The sequence below is a fragment of the Pseudoduganella aquatica genome (genome assembly GCF_009857595.1).
In the GTDB taxonomy this organism is placed as follows: Bacteria; Pseudomonadota; Gammaproteobacteria; order Burkholderiales; family Burkholderiaceae_D; genus Rugamonas; species Rugamonas aquatica_A.
Map to the genome: position 1 here is coordinate 1 of NZ_WWCU01000016.1, position 17,025 is coordinate 17,025.

14 protein-coding genes, 8 tRNA genes and 2 pseudogenes are annotated in these 17,025 nt (G+C 63.4%); 7 read left to right on the forward strand and 17 right to left on the reverse strand.

Annotation, left to right across the window (positions count from 1 at the left end; translation table 11 throughout):
* Positions 1-9 precede the first annotated feature (9 nt).
* The 11 genes and pseudogenes from GTP77_RS15100 to gltX all read right to left on the reverse strand — a co-directional run.
* Positions 10-858: pseudogene (locus GTP77_RS15100) on the reverse strand (cytochrome c oxidase subunit II); the annotation flags it as partial.
* Between the two features lie 93 nt (positions 859-951).
* On the reverse strand, positions 952-1,443 hold the full coding sequence (locus GTP77_RS15105; RefSeq protein WP_161072990.1) for a hypothetical protein: 492 nt from the start codon (positions 1,441-1,443) through the stop codon (positions 952-954).
* Positions 1,444-1,600: 157 nt separating this feature from the next.
* A tRNA-Glu gene (locus tag GTP77_RS15110) sits at positions 1,601-1,676 on the reverse strand.
* Positions 1,677-1,706: 30 nt separating this feature from the next.
* Positions 1,707-1,782, reverse strand: a tRNA-Ala gene (locus GTP77_RS15115).
* A gap of 39 nt (positions 1,783-1,821) precedes the next feature.
* Positions 1,822-1,897, reverse strand: a tRNA-Glu gene (locus GTP77_RS15120).
* Positions 1,898-1,926: 29 nt separating this feature from the next.
* Positions 1,927-2,002: transfer RNA gene (locus tag GTP77_RS15125), tRNA-Ala, on the reverse strand.
* Positions 2,003-2,036: 34 nt separating this feature from the next.
* Positions 2,037-2,112 (reverse strand) — tRNA-Glu (locus GTP77_RS15130).
* Between the two features lie 30 nt (positions 2,113-2,142).
* Positions 2,143-2,218 (reverse strand) — tRNA-Ala (locus GTP77_RS15135).
* A 47-nt stretch (positions 2,219-2,265) separates the two neighbouring features.
* Positions 2,266-2,341, reverse strand: a tRNA-Glu gene (locus GTP77_RS15140).
* Positions 2,342-2,373: 32 nt separating this feature from the next.
* A tRNA-Ala gene (locus GTP77_RS15145) sits at positions 2,374-2,449 on the reverse strand.
* 85 nt (positions 2,450-2,534) lie between these two features.
* Entirely contained in the window at positions 2,535-3,944 is a 1,410-nt protein-coding gene (gltX, locus tag GTP77_RS15150; RefSeq protein ID WP_161072991.1) for a glutamate--tRNA ligase, read from the reverse strand.
* Positions 3,945-4,032: 88 nt separating this feature from the next.
* On the opposite strand from gltX, the gene GTP77_RS15155 reads away from it, so the two are divergent.
* The gene (locus GTP77_RS15155; protein ID WP_161072992.1) at positions 4,033-5,481 is read left to right on the forward strand and encodes a serine hydrolase domain-containing protein; all 1,449 of its coding nucleotides are present in this window, start codon (positions 4,033-4,035) and stop codon (positions 5,479-5,481) included.
* 99 nt (positions 5,482-5,580) lie between these two features.
* Here GTP77_RS15155 and GTP77_RS15160 read toward each other — a convergent pair whose 3' ends face one another.
* The 3 genes from GTP77_RS15160 to apbC are packed head-to-tail and all read right to left on the reverse strand — an operon-like array spanning position 5,581 to position 8,136.
* Positions 5,581-5,979, reverse strand: a complete 399-nt coding sequence (locus GTP77_RS15160; protein ID WP_161072993.1) for a DUF4399 domain-containing protein — start codon at positions 5,977-5,979, stop codon at positions 5,581-5,583.
* A gap of 20 nt (positions 5,980-5,999) precedes the next feature.
* On the reverse strand, positions 6,000-7,055 hold the full coding sequence (locus tag GTP77_RS15165) for a WD40/YVTN/BNR-like repeat-containing protein (protein WP_161072994.1): 1,056 nt from the start codon (positions 7,053-7,055) through the stop codon (positions 6,000-6,002).
* Positions 7,048-8,136 carry an iron-sulfur cluster carrier protein ApbC gene (gene apbC / locus GTP77_RS15170; protein ID WP_161072995.1) on the reverse strand — a complete coding sequence of 363 codons (1,089 nt, stop codon included), beginning with the start codon at positions 8,134-8,136 and terminating at the stop codon, positions 7,048-7,050. The genes GTP77_RS15165 and apbC overlap by 8 nt, the downstream gene beginning before the upstream one ends.
* Before the next feature lie 144 nt (positions 8,137-8,280).
* On the opposite strand from apbC, the gene metG reads away from it, so the two are divergent.
* Entirely contained in the window at positions 8,281-10,449 is a 2,169-nt protein-coding gene (gene metG / locus GTP77_RS15175; RefSeq protein WP_161072996.1) for a methionine--tRNA ligase, read from the forward strand.
* 6 nt (positions 10,450-10,455) lie between these two features.
* A complete protein-coding gene (locus GTP77_RS15180) occupies positions 10,456-10,935 on the forward strand; it encodes a GNAT family N-acetyltransferase (protein WP_161072997.1) in 480 nt (159 codons plus the stop codon).
* A gap of 197 nt (positions 10,936-11,132) precedes the next feature.
* Here the strand turns inward: GTP77_RS15180 and GTP77_RS15185 are convergent, their stop codons facing one another.
* Positions 11,133-12,023, reverse strand: coding sequence for a DMT family transporter (locus GTP77_RS15185; RefSeq protein WP_161072998.1), 891 nt, complete (start codon positions 12,021-12,023; stop codon positions 11,133-11,135).
* 113 nt (positions 12,024-12,136) lie between these two features.
* Between GTP77_RS15185 and GTP77_RS15190 the strand changes: the two genes are divergently transcribed.
* The 4 genes and pseudogenes from GTP77_RS15190 to GTP77_RS15205 all read left to right on the forward strand — a co-directional run bounded on the left by GTP77_RS15190 (position 12,137) and on the right by GTP77_RS15205 (position 15,199).
* Positions 12,137-12,346, forward strand: coding sequence for a DUF3460 family protein (locus GTP77_RS15190; protein WP_161072999.1), 210 nt, complete (start codon positions 12,137-12,139; stop codon positions 12,344-12,346).
* A gap of 90 nt (positions 12,347-12,436) precedes the next feature.
* Positions 12,437-13,213 (forward strand): annotated as a pseudogene (locus GTP77_RS15195) (segregation and condensation protein A); the annotation flags it as partial.
* A gap of 17 nt (positions 13,214-13,230) precedes the next feature.
* On the forward strand, positions 13,231-14,070 hold the full coding sequence (gene panC, locus GTP77_RS15200; RefSeq protein ID WP_161073001.1) for a pantoate--beta-alanine ligase: 840 nt from the start codon (positions 13,231-13,233) through the stop codon (positions 14,068-14,070).
* 100 nt (positions 14,071-14,170) lie between these two features.
* Positions 14,171-15,199 (forward strand): porin, encoded by a 1,029-nt coding sequence (locus GTP77_RS15205; RefSeq protein WP_161073002.1) that lies wholly within the window; start codon positions 14,171-14,173, stop codon positions 15,197-15,199.
* A 117-nt stretch (positions 15,200-15,316) separates the two neighbouring features.
* On the opposite strand, the gene GTP77_RS15210 is transcribed toward GTP77_RS15205, so the two are convergent.
* Together GTP77_RS15210 and cheY are read right to left on the reverse strand one after the other, a co-directional pair.
* Positions 15,317-16,531, reverse strand: coding sequence for an EAL and HDOD domain-containing protein (locus tag GTP77_RS15210; protein ID WP_161073003.1), 1,215 nt, complete (start codon positions 16,529-16,531; stop codon positions 15,317-15,319).
* A 70-nt stretch (positions 16,532-16,601) separates the two neighbouring features.
* The gene (gene cheY / locus GTP77_RS15215) at positions 16,602-16,991 is read right to left on the reverse strand and encodes a chemotaxis response regulator CheY (protein WP_028104141.1); all 390 of its coding nucleotides are present in this window, start codon (positions 16,989-16,991) and stop codon (positions 16,602-16,604) included.
* Positions 16,992-17,025: the final 34 nt, after the last annotated feature.

Consider the following 17,025-nt stretch of genomic DNA (forward strand, 5'->3'; position numbering starts at 1 on the left):
GGCCTACGCGGCCTGGCTGCCGGCGCCTGCCGCCGCGGCCGCAACGCCTGCGCCGCCTGCCGCGCCCGCACGCATCCTGGCCGCAAAGGTAGGCTGCGCCGCCAGCCAGGCCGCGTAGGCCGCCTCCTCCTCCACCACCACATAGCCGCGCATATTGGCGTGGCCGATGCCGCACAGCTGCGCGCACATCACCTCGAAGCGCCCGGTGCGGGTGGGCGTGAACCAGAACGAAGTCACCATGCCCGGCACCATATTCATGCGGGTGCGGAACTGCGGCACATAGAAATCGTGCAGCACATCCTGCGAGCGCAGCAGCACCTTGACCGGCCGGTTGAGGGGAATGTGGATTTCCTGCGTGTCGACCAGCACGTCGTCCTGGCCGTTCGGGTCCTTGGCGCTCACGCCGAAGGGGTTTTCAGGGCTGATGTGGCTCACGTCGGTCTGTCCCATGCGGCCGTCCTTGCCGGGCAGCCGGTAGTGCCATTGCCACTGCTGTCCCATGACCTCGAACTGCATGGCGTCGGCCGGCGCAGTGATCAGCTTGGCGTACACGTCCAGCCCCGGCGCCAGCATCACGACGATGCCCACCGTGGTCACGCCGATCAGCCACCACTCCAGCTTCTTGCTGCCATGCTCGGCGGACGCGCGCACGCCGTCGCGGTGACGGAACTTGATCACCGCGTAGGCCACGAACAAATTGATAATGACGAAGATGGCGGCCGTGATGCCCAGCGTCAGCATGAGCGCGTCGTCCATTGCCTGCCAGTTCGACGCCAGCGGCGTAAGCCACCACGGACTCCACAAGTGGAACGCAAGCGTACCCACCACAATGAGGATCAAAGCCAGTGCCAAAGCCATAAGCCGCCCCCCGTTTGCGAAATGCTTGTCAAATGCTTCGCTTCAAGCCATGCCCAGCAACATGCTCAAGGAACCACGCAACAACGGTGTGTCTTACGGCTTTTCCATCATGCGGTAAATATAGGCGGCCGACATGCCGAACAGCGCATGGCAAATGGCCGTGGCCCAGCCGCGCATTTCAGCAAACCACGAGAACGCGCCGGACATGCCATAGAAGTTCAGCACATACAGCACCAGCCCGAACACGGCGCCGGCCAGCAGCACCATGCCGGTGCTGGAGTCGAGCTGGAAGGGCGCGATGATCGCCGCCAGCATGATGCCGAAGGCGATGCCGAGGATGTAGTGCACGGCCAGCGCCGCCACCAGGATGCCAAGCGCATAGCCGGTGGTTTGCAGCGCGTCCCAGCCGAGCACCATGGCGGCGACCATATGCGTCACCTGCCACGGGTCGCGCCCGCCGGCGATGGCGGCCCAGGCCACTTCCAATACCATGAGGATACCGCCGGCGCCGAAGCCGGCTACCGCTGCGGCCGCCCAGTCAGGCTGGCGCGCCACCCAGCGGTGCGAGTGCAAATGGAGTTCCATGTCCGTCTCCCTGATTTGATAGGCAGCTACGGTGGCCACCCTCGTCCAGTGTAGAACAGATTCGCCAACATGCAATCTCGTTAAGTTTGCGCGCAAATGCAAAAAAAGCCGCACGCGGCAGCTTGATTGTCGAACAACTTGTGATGTTTGCCAGAACTGGCGTCCCCACGGGGATTCGAACCCCGGTACTCACCGTGAAAGGGTGATGTCCTAGGCCTCTAGACGATGGGGACCTGGGAACTTCCGATATATTCCTGCGCTGTTGGTGGAGGTAAGCGGGATCGAACCGCTGACCTCTTGCATGCCATGCAAGCGCTCTCCCAGCTGAGCTATACCCCCCGGGCGCAGAAACAATGTACTACCTGTGCAACAACTACGTGGCGTCCCCACGGGGATTCGAACCCCGGTACTCACCGTGAAAGGGTGATGTCCTAGGCCTCTAGACGATGGGGACCCTGGACTTTCAGATATGTTCTGCGCTGTTGGTGGAGGTAAGCGGGATCGAACCGCTGACCTCTTGCATGCCATGCAAGCGCTCTCCCAGCTGAGCTATACCCCCCGGGCGCAGAAACAATTACTACTATTGCCATTGCTGGCGTCCCCACGGGGATTCGAACCCCGGTACTCACCGTGAAAGGGTGATGTCCTAGGCCTCTAGACGATGGGGACCTTGGAACTGCCGTTACAACTTTCCGTGCTTGGTGGAGGTAAGCGGGATCGAACCGCTGACCTCTTGCATGCCATGCAAGCGCTCTCCCAGCTGAGCTATACCCCCTCTGGCACAGATTGTCACTACCTACTGCTTACCAGCCTTGGCGAAGCTGGCGTCCCCACGGGGATTCGAACCCCGGTACTCACCGTGAAAGGGTGATGTCCTAGGCCTCTAGACGATGGGGACCTTGGAACTACCGTACTGCTATCTCTGCAAACTGGTGGAGGTAAGCGGGATCGAACCGCTGACCTCTTGCATGCCATGCAAGCGCTCTCCCAGCTGAGCTATACCCCCGTTTGCGCGAGAGACAAGAGTATAGCAGAGGCTCCGTATTATGCAAATACCCTTTTGCAACTTTGCCCCTGCTTCAAGAAATAAATTACAGGAACTTCGACATGCGCGCCACAACCGTGTCGCGGCCGAAGATTTCCAGCACCGCGTCGATGGCCGGGGTTTGCAGCTGGCCGGTCACGAGCAGGCGCAGCGGCATGGCGATCTGCGGCATCTTCAGGCCGTGCGCGGCCAGCACTTCCTTGATCATGGCGGCCAGCGCCGCCTTGTTCCACTCCACGGTCTTGCAGCGCTCGGCGAACTCGGCCAGCGCCGGCTTCACCGCATCGGTCACGTGCTGGGCCAGCAGCGCGGCCTCCGGCTGCGGCTCGCGGTAGAACAGCATGGCGGCGTCGGCCAGTTCGTTGACCGTATTGGTGCGCTCTTTCAGCAAGCCCAGCACCACCGGCAGCGCCGGCGCGCCTTCCAGCACGGCGCCGTTGGCCAGCATGCGCGGCTGGGCCAGCTCGGCCAGGCGCGCATTGTCGGCCTGCTTAATATAGTGGTTGTTCAGCCAGTTCAGTTTTTCGATATTGAACTGCGCCGCCGAGTTGCTCAGGTGCGTGCCGTCGAACCACGCGCACAGCTGCTCCATCGAGAACACTTCCTCGTCGCCGTGGCTCCAGCCCAGGCGCGCCAGGTAGTTCAGGATCGCTTCCGGCAGATAGCCTTCGGCCGGATATTGCATGACGTTGACGGCATCCTTGCGCTTGGACATCTTGGCGCCGTCCGAGCCCAGTATCATCGGCAGGTGGCCGTACTGCGGCAGCGCCGCGCCGATGGCGCGCAGGATGTTGATCTGGCGCGGGGTGTTGTTGACGTGGTCGTCGCCGCGCAGGACGTGGGTGATTTCCATGTCCAGGTCGTCGATGGCGACGCAGAAGTTATAAGTAGGCGTGCCGTCCGGACGCGCGATCACCAGGTCGTCCAGCTCTTTATTACCGATGGTGATGGTGCCTTTGACGAAATCGTTCCACGTCACTTCGCCGTCCAGCGGGTTCTTGAAGCGCACCACCGGCTTGCGGCCTTCCGGAATCGCAGGCAGGATCTTGCCTTGCTCCGGGCGCCAGGTGCCGTCGTAGCGCGGTTTTTCGCCGGCTGCGGTGGCCTTGTCGCGCATCGCCTGCACTTCTTCCGGCGACGAGTAGCAGTGGTAGGCGGTGCCGGCCGCCAGCATCTGGCCCACCACTTCGCGGTAGCGGTCCATGCGCTGCATCTGGTAGAACGGGCCTTCGTCGTGGTTCAGGCCCAGCCAGGCCATGCCTTCGATAATGGCCTGCACCGCCTCCGGGGTCGAACGCTCCAGGTCGGTGTCCTCGATGCGCAGCACGAAGGTACCGCCGAAGTGGCGCGCATAGGCCCAGGAATACAGCGCGGTACGGGCGCCGCCCAGGTGCAGGTAGCCGGTCGGGCTGGGGGCGAAACGGGTACGGACGGGAGTTGCAGGTGTGGTGGTCATTTCTGAATGAATGCGAATTGATTAGACGGGTATTTTAACCCGGCAAAGCCTATATACTCGAACCACACCAATAACAAAGGACGCCGCCTTGAACTCACATGCCCGCACACACGCCCGCCTGTACACCGCCATCGCACTGCTGAGCGCCCTGCCCGCCTATGCCGCAGACGCCGGACTGGAACAGCGCATCGCCAGCATAGAACAGGGCCTGCTGCCCGCCATTACCCTGGAAGGCGCCGCGCCCGCCAAGCGCAAGCTGGCCGATGAAATGGCGCGGCTGGGCGTGCCGGGCGTGAGCATTGCCGTGATCCACGGCGGCGAGGTGGAATGGGCCAAGGCCTATGGCGCCGTCACGCCGGGTGGTGCGCCGGTGACCACGTCCACGCTGTTCCAGGCGGCCTCCATCAGCAAGCCGGTGGCCGCCATGGGCGCGCTGAAGCTGGTGGAGGAAGGCAAGCTGGAGCTGGACCGCGACGTCAACAGCTACACCACGCTGTGGAAGCTGCCCAAGGACGCCGACAACAGCGCCGTCACGCTGCGCCAGTTGCTGTCGCACACGGCGGGCACCACGGTGCACGGCTTCCCCGGCTACGCGGCCGGCGCGCCGGTGCCGACGCTGGTGCAGATACTGAACGGCGCCAAGCCCGCCAACACCGGCGGCGTGCATGTGAACGCGCGGCCGGGCAGCCGCTGGCGCTATTCCGGCGGCGGCTACCAGGTGGCGCAGTACGTCATGGTGGAGCGCAGCAAAACGCCGTTCACCGAACTGATGCAGGAAAAAGTATTGAAGCCGCTGGGCATGGCCGACAGCACTTTCGCCCAGCCCTTGCCGCCGCAGCTGCTGGCGCGCGCGGCCCTGCCGCACCAGCGCAGCGGCAAGCCGGTGGCGGGGGGGCCGCACACCTATCCGGAGCAGGCCGCGGCGGGCCTGTGGACCACGCCGTCGGACCTGGCCAAGTTCGCCATTGAAACGCGGCGCGCGGCTGCTGGCCAGTCCAACGCCGTGCTGTCCCAGGCCATGACGCATTTGATGCTGACGCCGGTCATGCAGGACTACGGGCTGGGCCTGGGTATCTCCGGCGACGGGCAGTCGCAAAGCTTCGGCCACGGCGGCTCCAACGAGGGCTACCGCGCGCGCATGGCGGCGTACACGGAGCGCGGCGACGGCATTGTGGTGATGACCAACGGCGACGGCGGTTCGGAACTGGCCGATGAGCTGGTGCGCGCAGTCGCGGCGGAATACGGCTGGCCGACCATGGGGAGCAAGGTGCGCCGCAATGTGCCGCTGAAGGAGGAGGCGCTGGCGTCCCTGCCGGGCAAATATGTGATTCCGGGCGCGGGGGATTTCACCATCCGGCGCACGGGCGGCGGGCTGGTCGTCGAACTGCAGGAAGGCGCAAGCGAAACGCTGCTGGCGGCGCCCAGCGGCAGCTATTTCGTGCAGTCGAGCGAGGCGGAGCTGGTGTTCACCGGCAAGGACGGCGGGCGCTTCACGCAAGGCTCGTTTGACATGCCTTTTACCCGCGCCAAGGAGTAGCGCCGCAGCGGCGGGTTCACGTGGGGCCACGCAGCTTGCGCGTATGGCATGTAGGGCGGGTTAGGCGCGGGGCGCCGTAACCCGCCATCATCCGGCACCTTATTTGACGGTAACCGAAATAGTCTTGCTCCCATCCGGTCCATAGGACTGGTGCGCGCCGTTGGCGAACTGCATGGTCAGCTTGTACTTGCCGGGCGGCAGCGTCACTTCCGCTTCGGTCTGGCCTTTGCCGAAATGGAGGTGCTTTTCATCGAAAGGCACGGACTCGCCCGCCTTGATGCTGCCGCCGTTGATGATGAGGTGATGGTGGCCGGTATTGGCCGCCATCTCCCCCGCCGGCTTGACTTCCATGCCGCTGACGGCGAACTTCACCTTGAACGGACTGCTGACCACCGCGCCGTCCGCCGGCTCGGCGAACGATACCGTTTGCGCCGCAGCGCCCAGGCTGATGCCGCCCAATACCAGCGCCGCGATGGCGCGCTTCACGTTTGCGTACATGTCATCTCCCGTCGAGTGAACTACTGCTTGCCGAGGATCGGCCCTGCGTATTTCATCACCAGCCCTTTCGGCCCCACCGCCCAGCCCACTGCAGGCGAAGCGAAACCGACCGTATTCATGGGCGTATCGTCCAGCACCGTCCAGCTCCTGCCGCCGTCCTTGCTGTAGCCGGAACCGGCCAGGCCCGCCGCGACGAAGGAATCCGCCGCGCCGCGCACCGGCATCACCGCCGACATATAGCCGGCGGGCAGGATGGGCGCCGCCGTCCACGTCGCGCCGCCGTCTTCTGTGCGGGCGCCGTTCACTGCAGCCATGTTGACTTCCTTATAGTCGCCTCCCGCCGCGATGCCCACGCGGCCGTCGCGGAAGCCCACGGAAAAGATGCCGCGCGCCGCCGCGCCCGCCGGAATCGGCACGGCCGACGCGCGCCAGGTGCGGCCACGGTCGGACGAATGGAACACGCGCGCGTTCTGCGCGCCGCCGGTCGAGAACCAGGCGTCGCTGCTGCCCGCCACGGTCAAACAGGTGCCGCTGGCGGCAAACGCGCCTTCGGCCGGCTGCGCCGCCAGCCCTTGCGGGTCGGACACGGGCTGCCAGGTGGCGCCGCCGTCCGACGTCAGCAGCACCTGGAAGGCGCCCTTGACCGGGTCGCCGAACATAATGCCGTTCTTCGCATCCCAGAAGGCAATCGCGTCCCAGAAGCCCTGCTCGTCAGGATTGGTCAGCTGCAGCTGCCAGCTCGCGCCGCCGTTCGTGGTGCGGTAGATGCGCGACGCGGCGCCCGGGCCGGCGCTCATGATCACGGCGGTGTTGGCGTCCACCGCGTGGATGTCGCGGAAATCCAGCTTCTCGGCGTCCGGCACCTGCATGGCGGTCCAGCTGGCGCCGTCCACCGTGCGCAGCACCGTGCCCTTGGCGCCGCTGGCCCAGGCCACCGTCTCGCTGACCACGGACAAGCCGCGCAGCTCGACGGAAACGCCGCTGGCCTGCGGCATCCAACCCGGCGCCGCCTGCGCCTGCGCCGCGATCAGCGCCGCAGCCGCCAGCGCGCCCAGTCCCGCCGCGCGCTTAATCATTCTTGATGACGATGCTAGGGAACTTGCTGGTCATGTCCTTGGCCCTTTCAGCCACTTTTACCGCCACTTTGCGGGCAATTTCCTTGTAGATGGCGGCAACAGGACCATCCGGCTCGGCCACCACGGTAGGCTTGCCGGAGTCGGTCTGCTCGCGGATCGCCATGGTCAGCGGCAGCGAGCCCAGGTATTCGGCGCCGAAGTCGGCGCACATCTTGGCGCCGCCGCCTTGACCGAAGATATGCTCCTGATGGCCGCAGTTCGAGCAGATATGCGTGCTCATGTTCTCCACCACGCCCAGAATAGGGATGCCCACCTTCTCGAACATCTTCAAACCCTTGCGCGCGTCCAGCAGCGCGATATCCTGCGGCGTGGTAACGATGACGGCGCCGGTGACCGGCACTTTCTGCGACAAGGTCAGCTGGATGTCGCCGGTGCCGGGCGGCATGTCCACGATCAGGTAATCCAGGTCGCGCCAGTTGGTCTGCTCCAGCAGCTGCTGCAAGGCCTGGGTCACCATCGGGCCGCGCCACACCATGGGCTCGTCCGGATCGATCATGAAGCCGATCGACGACACCTGCACGCCGTGGTTTTCCAGCGGCTCCATGGTCTTGCCGTCCTTGCTTTCCGGACGGCCGCTGATGCCCAGCATCATGGGCTGCGAAGGGCCGTAGATATCCGCATCCAGCACGCCGACCGACGCGCCTTCGGCCGCCAGGGCCAGGGCCAGGTTGACCGCCGTGGTCGATTTACCAACACCGCCCTTGCCCGAGGCCACGGCGATAATATTTTTCACATTCGGCATCAGCTTCAGGCCGCGCTGCACCGTATGCGAAATAATCTTGCTGTATACATTGGCGGACACCTTGCCCGCGCCCGGCAGCGCCTGCACGGCGCCCTCCACGCTGGCGCGGATGGCGGCCAGCTGGCTCTTGGCCGGATAGCCCAGCTCGATGTCGAAGCTGACGTCGGCGCCGTCCACCTTGAGGTTGCGCAGCTCTTTCGAGGCGCAGTAGTCCTTGCCCGTGTTCGGGTCTGTAATTTTAGACAATGCCGCTTTAACGTCTTCTACCGTGATGCTCATGTGAATCTCCGTAAGTGATCCCGCAGTCTAGCGCAAAATAGACAGAAAAACAGCGCGCCGCCGCCATGCCGGGCAACATGCGCTGCGCACGGGCCGCCAGCGCTGGTAAAATGCTCTTTTTCCCACCAACAAAGTGCATCAATCATGACCCGCAAGCTGTTCGTCACTACTGCCCTGCCCTACGCAAACGCTGCCTTCCACATCGGCCATATGATGGAGTACATCCAGGCCGACATCTGGGTCCGTTTCCAGCGAATGCAGCGCGACGGCGACGGCCAGCGCGAAGTGCACTTTGTGGGCGCCGACGACACCCACGGCACGCCTATCATGATCGCCGCCGAGAAGGAAGGCATCACGCCGCAGGAGTTCGTGGCCAAGATCGCTGCCGGCCGCGCCCAGTACCTGGACGGCTTCCATATCGCCTTCGACAACTGGTATTCGACCGACTCGCCGGAAAACGTGGAGCTGTCGCAGGGTATCTACCGCAAGCTGCGCGACACCGGCCTGATCGCCACCAAGATCGTGGACCGCTTCTTCGACCCGGTCAAAGGCATGTTCCTGGCCGACCGCAACATCAAGGGCGAGTGCCCGAAATGCGGCGCCAAGGACCAGTACGGCGACAACTGCGAAGTCTGCGGCGCCGCCTACCAGCCTACCGAGCTGGTGAACCCGTTCTCGGTCTTCACCAATGCCACCCCTATCCTGAAGCCATCGGAGCAGTACTTCTTCAAACTGTCGGACCCGCGCTGCTTCGAGTTCCTGCGCGACTGGCTCAACACCCCCGGCCGCTTGCAGCCGGAGATGGTGAACAAAGTGAGCGAATGGCTGGGAGAAGCCGGCGAGAAGCTGGCGGATTGGGACATTTCGCGTGACGCGCCCTACTTCGGCATCCCGATTCCCGACGCGCCGGGCAAGTTCTTCTACGTCTGGCTGGACGCGCCGGTCGGCTACCTGGCCAGCCTGAAGAACTACTGCGACAAGAAGGGCATGGACTTCAACGCCCTGCTGAACGACCCGGGCACCGAGCAGATCCACTTCATCGGCAAGGACATCGTCTCCTTCCACCTGCTGTTCTGGCCGGCGATGCTGAAATTCGCCGACCATCCGGTGATCGAGAAGCTGAAAGTGAACGTACACGGCCACCTGACCGTGAACAATGAAAAAATGTCCAAGTCGCGCGGCACCGGCATTTCGCCGCTGCGCTACCTGAACCTGGGCATGAACCCGGAATGGCTGCGCTACTACATCGCCTTCAAGCTGAACTCCAAGGTGGAGGACCTGGACTTCACCGGCGACGACTTCGTGGCCCGCGTGAACAGCGACCTGATTGGCAAATACGTCAACATTGCCAGCCGCTGCGCCGGCTTCATCAACAAGAAGTTCGACGGCAAGCTGGCCACCAGCCTGTCCGACAGCGCCATGGGCTGGATCAAGCGCGCCTTGCTGAACGCCGAAGGCGCGGAACGCCAGGCCAGCATCGCCGCCAACTTCGAAAACCGCGAATTCGGCAAGGCGCTGCGCGAAATCATGGAAATCGCCGACGTCACCAACCAGTACGTGGACGAGAACAAGCCGTGGGCGCTGGCCAAGGACGAGGCCAAAACGGCCGAACTGCATGAAGTGTGCACCACCGCGCTGATCCTGTTCCGCCAGCTGACCATTCTGCTGTCGCCGGTGCTGCCGGGCGTGGCCGCCAGCGTGGCGCAGTTCCTGAACGACGACAAGCTGGTCTGGGCGGACACCGAGCTGGCCACCGGCGCAGCCTTCCAGCCTATGCTGGGCCGCACCATCGGCGCCTACAACCACCTGATGACGCGCGTGGACGCCAAGATGATCGAAGACCTGTTCGACGCGCAGAACCAGATCGCCGCCGCCGGCGCAGCCCCTGTGGCCGCCGCCAAACCGGCCAAGGCGCTGAAAGCGCCGCCGCTGGAACCGCTGGTCGCCAAAGAAGGCGTGGAAGCGCTGGCGCCGGAAATTTCGATTGATGACTTTGCAAAGATCGACCTGCGCATTGCGAAAATCGTCCATTGCGAACACGTTGAAGGTTCGGATAAATTGCTGCGCCTGACACTGGACGCCGGCGAAAACCGCCACCGCAATGTATTCTCCGGCATTAAATCGATGTATAAGCCGGAAGACCTGATCGGCAAATTGACGGTGCTGGTGGCCAACCTGGCGCCGCGTAAAATGAAGTTCGGCATTTCGGAAGGCATGGTCATGGCGGCTTCGGCGCAAGACGAAAACACCAATCCAGGCATTTATATCCTGAACCCATGGCCGGGCGCTGAACCTGGCATGCGCATTCGCTAAATCAATATGAACATCGTAGTACGTGAAGCAACGGATGACGATGCCAAGTTAATTGCCGAGCTCACGCGCGCTGCGTGGGCCGGCAAGGTGCACGTCACTTCCAGTGGCCACCGTGAAACCGCCGTTCTCGTTTCGCAGCATTTGCGTGACGGCGGCGGTTTTATTTTATTGGCGGACGACATTCCTATCGGCTCCATGCGCTGGCTGCCGCTGGAAACCGAATCGCATATCTGGGAAATATTAAGAATGGGCGTATTGCCAGCCTACCGGGGCAGCAATATATCCCAGCATTTACTGGAAGCCGTCATACACCTCGGCCTTGAAACCGGCGTGGACGAATTGCGCCTGGCCGTGCGCGCCGACCAGCCCAAGCTGATCGACTTCTATACGGCATTTGAATTCGAATTGGCGGAGGAACTGGAATATACCCACGCCAATCCGCTGGAACCAGCGCCCTTTGTCATGCGGCGCCTGCTGAAACACTAATCCCCACTCTCGGCTTCATCGGTTCAATCGGCTTGTCCTTGCAGGCCGCCAGCATCAAGGCGGCTGCGATTATCAAGGTCAGGCTGCGCATGGCGTTCTCCCCTCGTTTCCGTCGTTACAGCATAGCAGCTAGTGCTTTGCCGTGTCGCTTGCCTTGAAAATGCGCCAAGTTCTGGCTTGAACGTGCCAGAAACGAGTCATGTCCGCCTGGAAGAAACGACGATGCCGCCCACAATCAACAGGAAAGCGGCGCCGTGATACAGGTGCGGCGCCTCGCCCAGGAAAGCGGACGACATAATCGCAGCGAACAGCGGCGTGAGATTGCTGAAGAAAGCCGCCACACTCGGTCCCGCACGCTGCACGCCCGCTCCCCAGCAGCGGAATGCAATGACCGCCGGGCCTATCGCCACATAAGCCAGCGCAGCCGCGAGCATCCAGCTCCATTGAATATGGGCGTCGGTAATCGCCCATTCGCCAGCCGCGAACAAGCCGGACCAGATAACCCCGAATCCCACCTGCGCCAATAAGAAACTGGCCCATTGCGAGCGTATTTCCGCAGGCTCGATGGGCCGCGTCAGCATCCAGCTATAAATGGACCAGGCTATGGTGGCGAATATCATGAATATATCGCCGGCCACCAGGCGCAATTCCAGCAAATGCCGGAACTCGCCGCGCGCCAATACCAGCAATACGCCGGCAATCGATAATGCCGCGCCCATCATTTGCTGGCGAGATACTTTGGCGCCAAAAAACATCCAGCCGGTGAGCATCATCCACACCGGCATACCCGCCGCCACCAGGGTGACATTAATCGGCGTGGAGCTTTTTAGTGCCAGATATTGCAAGGCGTTATACATGCCTATACCCAGCAGGCCCAATAAAGCGAAACGCCGCCAATTGGGCCATAAACCGCTGCCGCGCCGGAATACCGGCCCGGCCAGCGGCAGCAATATTAAAAAGGCGATGGCCCAACGCAGAAAGTTCAGGGTAATCGGCGGCACCATCTCGTGAACAAGACGGCCGACAATGGCATTGCCGGCCCATAAAAGCGGGGCCAGCGTAAGGAGGAATATCGTGTAGGGAGTCATAGGGAGCGATTCTACTTGCATCTCTGACATCCCGCCGGGGCAGCAAGAGAAGTTCCCGCCGGGGCCCGCGGCGCGGTAAAATAGCCGTTGCTTCTTTTACGAATTCTCACAATATGAAACTCTCCAAACAGCACAGCATGTACGAGTCGGACCACACCCTGTTCATCAAGCAGCTGAAAGAAAAGAATCCGGGCATCGAGCAAGGCCAGCGCGAAGGCCGCGCCCTGCTGTGGGACAAAGACACGACGCCGCTGTCCGAACAGGAACGCGTGCGCGCTTCGACCGTGAAGCAGCAGGCCTACGTCTACCAGAACAAACTGTAAGCATGCGTTGAACGGCACAGCATGTCGCCGACGGATGAGGTAGCAAGTGTCGCACCCGCTGAGAGCGGCGCCGAGGCCATAGTGGACGGCGCCGCGTTGGCGCGCCTGTACGGCGAGCCGATGCTGAAAATGCCCAACGACCTCTACATTCCGCCGGACGCGCTGGAAATCTTCCTGGAGGCGTTCGAGGGCCCGCTGGACTTGCTGCTGTACCTGATCCGCAAGCAGAATTTCAATATTCTCGATATTCCGATGGCGCAGGTCACCCTGCAATATCTGAAGTATGTGGACCAGATCCGGCTATCCAACCTGGAGCTGGCGGCGGAGTACCTGCTGATGGCGGCCATGCTGATCGAGATCAAGTCGCGCATGCTGCTGCCGCAGCGGCATTCCGAGCTGGAAGTGGAAGCGGGCGACCCGCGCGCCGAACTGGTGCGCCGCCTGCTGGAATACGAGCAGATCAAGCTGGCGGCCTACGACCTCAACGCCATGCCGCAAGTGGGCCGCGACTTTGTGCGCACCCAGGTGTATATCGAGCAAAGCCTGGCGCCGGCCTGGCCGGACGTGTGCGCCGCCGACCTGCAGGAAGCCTGGCAAGGCCTGCTCAAGCGGGCCAAGCTGGTGCAGCACCACAAGATCAGCCGCGAGGAGCTGTCCGTGCGCGAGCACATGACCGGCATCCTGCGGCGCCTGCAGTCGCAGCGCTTTATCGAGTTTGCCGACCTGTTCGACGTGGCCGGCGGCCCGCCCGTGCTGGTGGTCAACTTCGTGGCCCTGCTGGAGCTGGCCAAAGAGACGCTGATAGAAATTACCCAGGCCGAACCGTTCGCGCCTATCTATGTAAGGCTGGCGTATTCGCCGGCCTGAACAACAAGAGAAAACCCATGAAAATCATTTCCGACATAGAAGAACTGCGCGACCACCTGAGCGGCCAGCTGCGCACCGCGTTTGTGCCCACCATGGGCAATCTGCACGAAGGCCACCTGTCCCTGATGCGCCTGGCGCGCAAGCACGGCGATCCGGTGGTGGCGTCCATCTTCGTCAACCGCCTGCAGTTCGGCCCGAACGAAGACTTTGAGAAATATCCGCGCACCTTCCAGGCCGACGTGGAGAAGCTGGAGAAGGAAGGCGTGTACGTGCTGTTTGCGCCGACCGAGAAGGATATGTACCCGGAGCCGCAGGAATACCGCGTGCAGCCGCCGGACGGCCTGGGCAACACGCTGGAGGGCGAATTCCGTCCCGGCTTCTTCACCGGCGTCAGCACGGTGGTGATGAAGCTGTTCTCCTGCGTGCGTCCGCGCGTGGCCGTGTTCGGCAAGAAGGACTACCAGCAGTTGATGATCATCCGTAACATGAGCCGCCAGTTCGCCCTGCCCACCGAGATCATCGCCGCCGAGACTTACCGCGCGGACGACGGCCTGGCCCTGTCCTCGCGCAATATGTATTTGTCGCCGGCGGAGCGCGCCGAAGCGCCCGCGCTGTACCAGAGCCTGAACTTCGTCGCCAATGAAATGCGCGCCGGCCACCTGGACATCTTCCAGCTGGAACACAAGGCCATGGAAGAGCTGGCCAAGCGCGGCTGGCAGCCGGACTACATCTCCATCCGCAAACGCAACGACCTGCAGCCGCCCGCGGCGGGCGATCTGGCGCAGGGCACGCCGCTGGTGGTGCTGGCCGCCGCCAAGCTGGGCACCACCCGCCTGATCGACAATCTGGAAATCTAAACCGGCACTGTCGCCAAAACAACGGTGGCGGTCCCGGGCGGCCGCCACCGTGCTAAGCTATTCTTTCCGAGCTGCATCCCCCCCATTGCGAGACGCCCACATGCGGTTTGCACACCCCACCCTGCTGTTAAGCGGCCCGCTGCTGGCTGCCCTCCTTCCCATCTCCGCCGGCGCGCAGACCGGGACCGTTCAAATCTACGGCATGGCCGACGTGTATCTGGGCCGCTCCGCCACCAGCGGCGTGGCCGCGCGCGGCAACGTCGTCAACGCCGGCGGCATGACCACCTCGTACTGGGGTATAGGCGGACTGGAGAGCCTGGGCGGCGGCGAATCGGCCACCTTCGCCATCGAGGGTTTCATGCGCCCCGACACCGGCGAACAAGGCCGCACCACGGGCGAAGGCCTGTTCACGCGCGCGGCCTATGTCGGGCTGAACGCAGGCTGGGGCGCGGCCAAGATCGGCCGCATACCGAACCCGCTGTTCCAGACCACGGCGGCGTTCAATCCCTATGGCTTTTCAACGCGGCTGTCGCCGCTGATGACCCAGATGTGGATCGTGCCCTACGGCAGTTCGTCGGCCGGGGATTCGGGCTGGAGCAATGCGGTGCATTACACCTCGCCGGTGGTGAACGGCTTCAATTTTGTCGGGCAATATGGGCTGGGTGAGCATGCAGCCAACAGCCCGGGCAACAACAAGGTGGCGGTGCTGAAGTACACCAGCGCCAGCCTGACTGCGGCCGTGGCGGCGCAGGATATCGGCAACGGCGTGGGCATCACCACGGCGGCGCCCAGCCAGCGCACCTATTTCGCGGGCGCGGCGTATGACTTCAAGGTGGTGAAGGCTTATGCCACTTATGCGCGCAACAGCCAGGAAGGCAGCGGACGCACCACGCGCACCGCGCATTTGGGGCTGTCCGTGCCGCAGGGCGCGGGACGGTGGATGCTGGCCTGGGCGCGGGCGAATGAGCGCGCCTTCGTCAAGGCACCCTTCCGGCGCGATACGGCGGCGGCGGGATATGATTACAACCTGTCTTTACGCACCGATGTGTACGCGTCGTATCTGTACGATAAGCTGAGCACGGCGGCGGATGGGAATACCTTTGCACTGGGCATACGGCACCGGTTCTAGGCGGAGCCTGGCGGGTTACGCTGCGCTAACCCGCCCTACGGTGTGAGCGGTGTAAGCGGTGGAACGATGGCCCTGGCTGTGCGTAGGGCGGGTTAGGCGCAGCCGTAACCCGCCGGATCAGCCGGCGATGCTCTGGGTCCAGGCCAGCGCCGACAGGTGGGCCTTGTTGACCTCGGCCGGCGTCAGGCTCAGCGCGCCTGCCAGCGAAGACACCAGGTTGCTGTTCAGCTCGCACGCCTCGGCCAATGCCAGGTACTGCCCGTATTTGCCCGAGCGCGACAGCAAGGCCGCCACCACGTCGTCCGACAGCTGGATGCTGGCCAGCACCTCCTCCATCGGTATGCCCAGCAAGCGGTCCAGCAGCGAGAACATGCCCGCCACGAAGATGTTCTCCGCGTCCGCCTTGCCCAGCGCCTTCACGCCCAGCAGCTCGGCCAGGCGGCCGCGCACCACGGCCGTCTCCAGCAGCACCGGCGAGTAGCCGCTGGTGCTGGCGGTGGCCAGCAGCAGCGTCAGCCAGCGGTACAGCGGCGCGTAGCCCAGCAGAGTAATGGCCTGGCGCAGCGAGGCGATCTCGCGCCCCGCGCCGAAGCCGGCGGAATTAATGTAGCGCAGCAGCTTGTAGGACAGTGCGGCGTCGCGCTTGAGCACGTCTTCCAGCTGCTTGATGTCGGCGTTCGCGTTCACCATCTGCATCAGCTGCATGATGATGGTCTGCGCCGGGTTCATGCCCTTGGTGTCCGAGCCGGGGCGTGGCGTCAGGTGCAGCTTGCCGACGAAGGCGTCCAGGCCCAGCGCGGCGCAGGCGTCGAAGTCCGCCCAGGTGCTGACGGGGCGCCCCACCATGCGCAGATTGGACGCTTTCAGCGCGGCGTAGGCGCGCGCCTGCGCGGCCACGTCGGCGCCGGTGAACTTCACCTCCACGTAGGAGGCGATGGTGCCCAAACGGCTGCCCACGCGGGCCAGGTCGGCGTCGCGCAGCAGGATGCCCACGCCGCCGGCGCGCAGCGCCTGCACCGCCGACAAGGTATCCGCATTGGCCAGCGCCACCGCCTTCAGCGACAGCACGGTGTGCTCGGGCGGCAGGTTGTGCAGCGCGTCGGTCGACAGCATGCCCGGCACGGCTTCCAGGAACAGCGTCTTGTCGCGCAGCAGCCAGCCGTCCTCCTCGCTGTTGACCTCGGCCGCCACAAAGGCCACCAGGTCTTCCAGCGCGGCCTGGGTGGGCAGCGCCACGTGTCCCGCGCCGCCCTGCCACGTCAGTTCGTACCCGACCACGCGCTGCTTGGGGTCCAGCAGCGGTTCACGAACAAGGTAATTGGTTTGATGCATGTTGTGGTCGCTAAAAGTCAAAAAGGCCGGCGCATGCGCCAGCCCATGCCCTTCGGGCCTGCCCCGGCGATCAGGCGCCGAGTTTTTCGAAGATCTTGTTCAGCTTTTCGTCCAGCGTGGCGGCCGTGAATGGCTTGACCACGTAGCCATTGGCGCCAGCCTGGGCGGCGGCGATGATGTTTTCCTTCTTCGCTTCAGCCGTGACCATCAGCACCGGCAGCTTGGCCAGCGCGGGATCGGCACGGATGTTTTGCAGCATGGTCAGGCCGTCCATATTCGGCATGTTCCAGTCGGACACCACGAAGTCGAACTGCTCCGCGCGCAGCTTGGCCAGTGCCATGACACCGTCTTCTGCCTCGTCCACATTGGCGTAACCCAGTTCCTTCAACAGATTCCGGACGATACGGCGCATCGTCGAAAAATCGTCTACTACTAAAAATTTCATCTTTGGATCAGCCATGAATTACTCCGTTGATTCTCTTACGCGGTTGTTA